This window comes from Tardiphaga sp. (genome assembly GCF_025356345.1).
In the GTDB taxonomy this organism is placed as follows: Bacteria; Pseudomonadota; Alphaproteobacteria; order Rhizobiales; family Xanthobacteraceae; genus Tardiphaga.
Window position 1 is genome coordinate 1 of record NZ_JANXTC010000240.1, and the last position, 4,294, is coordinate 4,294.

6 protein-coding genes are annotated in these 4,294 nt (G+C 62.6%); 3 read left to right on the forward strand and 3 right to left on the reverse strand.

From position 1 onward, the window contains the following. Nucleotides 1–319 precede the first annotated feature (319 nt). The 3 genes from Q0S16_RS14630 to ndk form a co-directional block, all read right to left on the reverse strand. Nucleotides 320–523, reverse strand: coding sequence for a cold-shock protein (locus tag Q0S16_RS14630; RefSeq protein ID WP_295849465.1), 204 nt, complete (start codon nt 521–523; stop codon nt 320–322). Between the two features lie 221 nt (nt 524–744). Continuing rightward, entirely contained in the window at nt 745–1,578 is an 834-nt protein-coding gene (locus Q0S16_RS14635; RefSeq protein WP_295849467.1) for a TerC family protein, read from the reverse strand. Nucleotides 1,579–1,655: 77 nt separating this feature from the next. Continuing rightward, a complete protein-coding gene (gene ndk, locus Q0S16_RS14640; protein WP_295849468.1) occupies nt 1,656–2,078 on the reverse strand; it encodes a nucleoside-diphosphate kinase in 423 nt (140 codons plus the stop codon). A gap of 282 nt (nt 2,079–2,360) precedes the next feature. Here ndk and Q0S16_RS14645 point away from each other — a divergent pair, with 282 nt between their 5' ends. The 3 genes from Q0S16_RS14645 to Q0S16_RS14655 all read left to right on the forward strand — a co-directional run. Then, complete coding sequence (locus Q0S16_RS14645) at nt 2,361–2,627, forward strand: sulfur globule protein precursor (protein WP_295849469.1); 267 nt, start codon at nt 2,361–2,363, stop codon at nt 2,625–2,627. Between the two features lie 160 nt (nt 2,628–2,787). After that, the gene (locus Q0S16_RS14650; protein WP_295849471.1) at nt 2,788–2,970 is read left to right on the forward strand and encodes a hypothetical protein; all 183 of its coding nucleotides are present in this window, start codon (nt 2,788–2,790) and stop codon (nt 2,968–2,970) included. Nucleotides 2,971–3,046: 76 nt separating this feature from the next. Next, a partial coding sequence (locus Q0S16_RS14655; RefSeq protein ID WP_295849473.1) for an ABC-F family ATP-binding cassette domain-containing protein occupies nt 3,047–4,294 on the forward strand: 1,248 nt, incomplete at its 3' end.

Genomic DNA, 4,294 nt, shown 5'->3' on the forward strand with positions numbered 1-4,294 from the left:
CCGACAACACCGCCGACAGCTATGCCAGGTCGATGCGCATCGCCGCTGAAGCTCCGATCCCGGTGAAACCCGCGACAGCGAAGACGCCGGCGCCAATCGCCAAAAAGGCCGCGCCGGCCAAGAAAGCGGCGAAGAAGAAGAAGGCCTGATCGCTTCGGCAACTTTGTAACTCAGGACTTGTGCCCCGGGCTCGATGCGATACGAAGTGTGGCATCGCAGAGCCCGGGTCCCGATACTTGAGTAACCGGGATCCCGCCCCTGCGCAGCGCCATAAGAATGCCGCAGCGCGTCCGGGACGCGGGTGCGGCTTCACAGCGTGTTACGACACTTTCAGATTTTCCGCCGACGATTTGCCGCGGTTTTCCACCAGCTCGTATTCCACCACCTGGTTTTCATTGAGCGTGCTGAGCCCCGCGCGCTCGACGGCGGAAATGTGAACAAACACGTCCTTGTCGCCGACATTGGGTTTGATGAAGCCATACCCCTTGGTGGGATTGAACCATTTGACGGTGCCCTTCTGCATCGCCTGTCTCCTCCGTGAGCTACAAAAAAGACGCGGCCACGCGTGATGCGTGCCGCGCCACAAGCCGGCTTTCGGGATCTGCTGAGTGTGTCGTTAAGCCTGGCACAGTCGAACGGCCTGAATCCGATTGCGCAGAAATTCCAGCATGGAAATTTCGGCCGTGCAAGCCGTCGCGACGGCTCGCCAGGACCCCGGATTACCCAATCGCGATCGAGCCTTCGTCAGACCGCGGGCTCGACCTGGGCGTGCTGGCTGCGGCGACGCCACAGCGTACCGGCCGCCAGCACAACGACGACACCGATCAGACCGCAAACAGCCTCACCGCCATCGCCGCCTCCGGTGAAGCGGGTACCGAGGCTGAGCGAGGTCATCATGCTGTCCAGACCGCTGCCCAGTCCCCCGCTGAACAGGTGGTGAACCAGCGGCAGGATGGCCGGGTCGGTCGCGATGACCTCGCCGGCAACCCAGCCCAGCAGGCCGGCACCGAGCCAGACCAGAACCGGGAGCTTGGTCAGCAAGGCCATGATCAGCGCCGCACCGGCGACGATCAACGGCACGCTGATGGCCAGGCCGAGGATCAGCAGCGGCACGCTGCCATTGGCGGCGGCCGCGACCGCGATAACATTGTCGAGGCTCATCACGATATCGGCGACAACCACGATCTGCACCGCTGCCCAAAGGTGCGAGGCGGCGTGAACGCCGTCCTCTTCTTCAGGCTCCGGCACCAGCAACTTGGCGGCGATCACGATCAGCGCCAGACCGCCCAGCAGCTTGAGGTAGGGCAGTTCCATGAGCGTCGCGACGACGCCGGTAAAGATGATGCGCAGCACCACCGCGGCGGCGGCGCCGAGGATCATGCCCCACAGCCGCTGCTTCGGTTCAAGGCCGCGGCAGGCCAGCGCAATCACCAGCGCGTTGTCGCCAGACAACAGCACGTTGATCCAGATGATCTTGCCGACCGCGAGCCAGAACGCCGGCTGTTGCATTTCTTGTTGAAATTGAACGAAGACCGATTTGATCGTCGCCGGATCAAAGATGTGCAGCAACCAGTCCACAGCGCGCCCCCAGTATTAATTCTGTCGTTTGATACCGGGACGCGCCGATGGCGGCGCATCCCGGGATAATCTTTTGCTTAGCCGACGATCTCGTTGCCGGCGAAGAACTGCGCGATCTCAAGCGCGGCGGTATCGACGGCGTCCGAACCGTGAACCGAATTTTCGCCGATCGACTTGGCGTGCACCTTGCGGATGGTACCCTCGGCAGCCTTCGACGGATCGGTGGCACCCATCACGTCGCGATGCTTGAGGACTGCGTTCTCGCCTTCCAGGACCTGTACGACCACCGGGCCGGAAATCATGAAATCAACCAGTTCGCCGAAGAACGGGCGCGCGCTGTGCACGGCATAGAACGTCTCGGCCTGCTTGCGGGTCATGTGAATGCGCTTCTGCGCGACGATACGCAGACCGGCCTTTTCGATGATGGCGTTGATCGCGCCGGTCAGGTTACGCTCGGTCGCGTCGGGCTTCAGAATCGAAAAGGTACGCTCGATAGCCATGATTTATCCTTGAAAAACAGTCGTTGGAAGATTGTGGCGCTTATATCGACGCAGCCCCGGATCAGCAAGCGATCAGACCGAACGTCGCTTAGTGCCGCGCAGGTCAATCGCGGCGTATCCGAAGATGACAACGATTTCATGAACATGAACCAATCCTGACAGCGTCGTCCCGGCTCCGTTCAGCGCACCGGCACTAGTTTTTAGCCGTTAAGCGCGCCCCGTTCGGTAGATCGCGGGGCGAGACGATCGCAGGCGCCGCGGCGCCGAATTGAGGAGAAGACAATGTTACGCAAATTGGCATTGACGTTGGTTGCAGCGGCTTCGCTGGGTGCAGCCGCTTTGGCCCCGACCGCTGCTTCCGCATGGGGTGGTCACGGTGGCTGGCATGGTGGCGGCTGGCATGGCGGCGGCGGTTTTCACCGTGGCTGGGGCGGACCGCGCTTCTTCGCGGGCGGTCCGGGCTATTATGGCGGTGGCGGCTGCTACGTTCGCCGTCTGGTTCCCACTCCGTGGGGTCCGCGCTGGCGCGTGATCAACCGCTGCTATTGATGCAGCCATGGTATCCCACCCGTCATAGGGCGGGATACCATTGGTAGGGCCAATTTCACCTTTATTGACCAAAAATCGCCCAACTTGATAAATCTTGAAACAAATCCGGACGGCACGACTTGCCTCATTACTCAACCGCACGGGCAAGGCCGGACAAAGAATGCAAAAACGAATCGACAGGAGCGAGGCCACCATCGACCGCATGACCAGCGCGTCGATCTGCAACGCCATTGGCGAGCGACTGCGGCAGAGCCTTCGGCCGGAAGCGAGTGATTTGCCATCGCGGCTGCAGGTGTTGCTCGACGAGATGCAGCGACAGGACCATCGCAACGGGGCCCTCTAGTCGGGAATACCGGCCTTCGCCGGCATATTGGTTAGAATCGGGGTTGCCTTTGTGCGCTGCAGCGGTGACACCCCGCATGCTTTCAATCACAGACATATCGATCCGGATCGCCGGACGCCTGCTCATTGACGAGGGCTCCGCCCAGATCACCCCGGGCTCGCGGGTCGGCTTCGTCGGCCGCAACGGCGTCGGTAAATCCACCCTGTTCCATGCCATTCGCGGCGACCTGCCGCTGGAAACCGGCAGCATCTCGATTCCGCCGCGCTGGCGCATCGGCAGCCTCGCCCAGGAAGCCCCTGACGGCCCGCCAAGCCTGATCTCGGTGGTGCTGAAGGCCGATCTCGAACGCGCTTCCCTGCTCGAGGAGGCCGAGACCGCCACCGACCCGGACCGGATCTCAGAAATCCAGACCCGCCTCGTCGATATCGACGCCCATTCGGCCCCGTCGCGCGCCGCCGCCATCCTCAGCGGCCTCGGCTTCTCGACCGCCGACCAGGAACGCTCCTGCTCGGAATTCTCCGGCGGCTGGCGCATGCGCGTGGCGCTGGCGGCGACGTTGTTTTCGGCGCCCGACCTGCTGCTGCTCGACGAGCCGACCAACTACCTCGATCTCGAAGGCACGCTGTGGCTGGAAGACCATCTCGCCAATTACCCGCGCACTGTCATCGTCATTTCCCATGACCGCGATCTGCTCGACACCTCGGTCGACCAGATCCTGCATCTCGACCGCGGCAAGCTGGTGCACTATCGCGGCACCTATTCGGCCTATGAGGAATTCCGCGCCAACAAGGAAATGCTCGACGCCAAGAACGTCAAGCGCCAGGAGGCAGAGCGCGCCCGGTTGCAGGGCTTCGTCGATCGCTTCAAGGCGGTGGCGTCAAAAGCCCGACAGGCACAGTCGCGCATGAAGATGCTGGAGCGGATGAAGCCGATCTCGGCGCTGGTCAACCAGGACGTCCGCGAGATCGTGTTTCCGGCGCCGGAAAAGATCCTGTCGCCGCCGATCCTCGCCGTCGACAACGTTTCGGTCGGCTATGATCCCGCGCATCCCGTGCTGAACAAGGTCACGCTGCGCATCGACACCGCGGACCGCATCGCCCTGCTCGGCTCCAACGGCAATGGCAAATCGACGCTGGTGAAACTGCTGGCCAACAGGCTGGCGCCGTTCTCCGGCCATGTCACGCGCGCGGAGAAACTCTCGGTCGGATATTTCGCGCAGCACCAGGTCGACGAACTCAATCTCGACGCTTCGCCCTACGGTCACGTGCGCCGGCTGATGCCGGACGCCACTGAAACCAAGGTGCGCGGACGTACCGGCGCGATC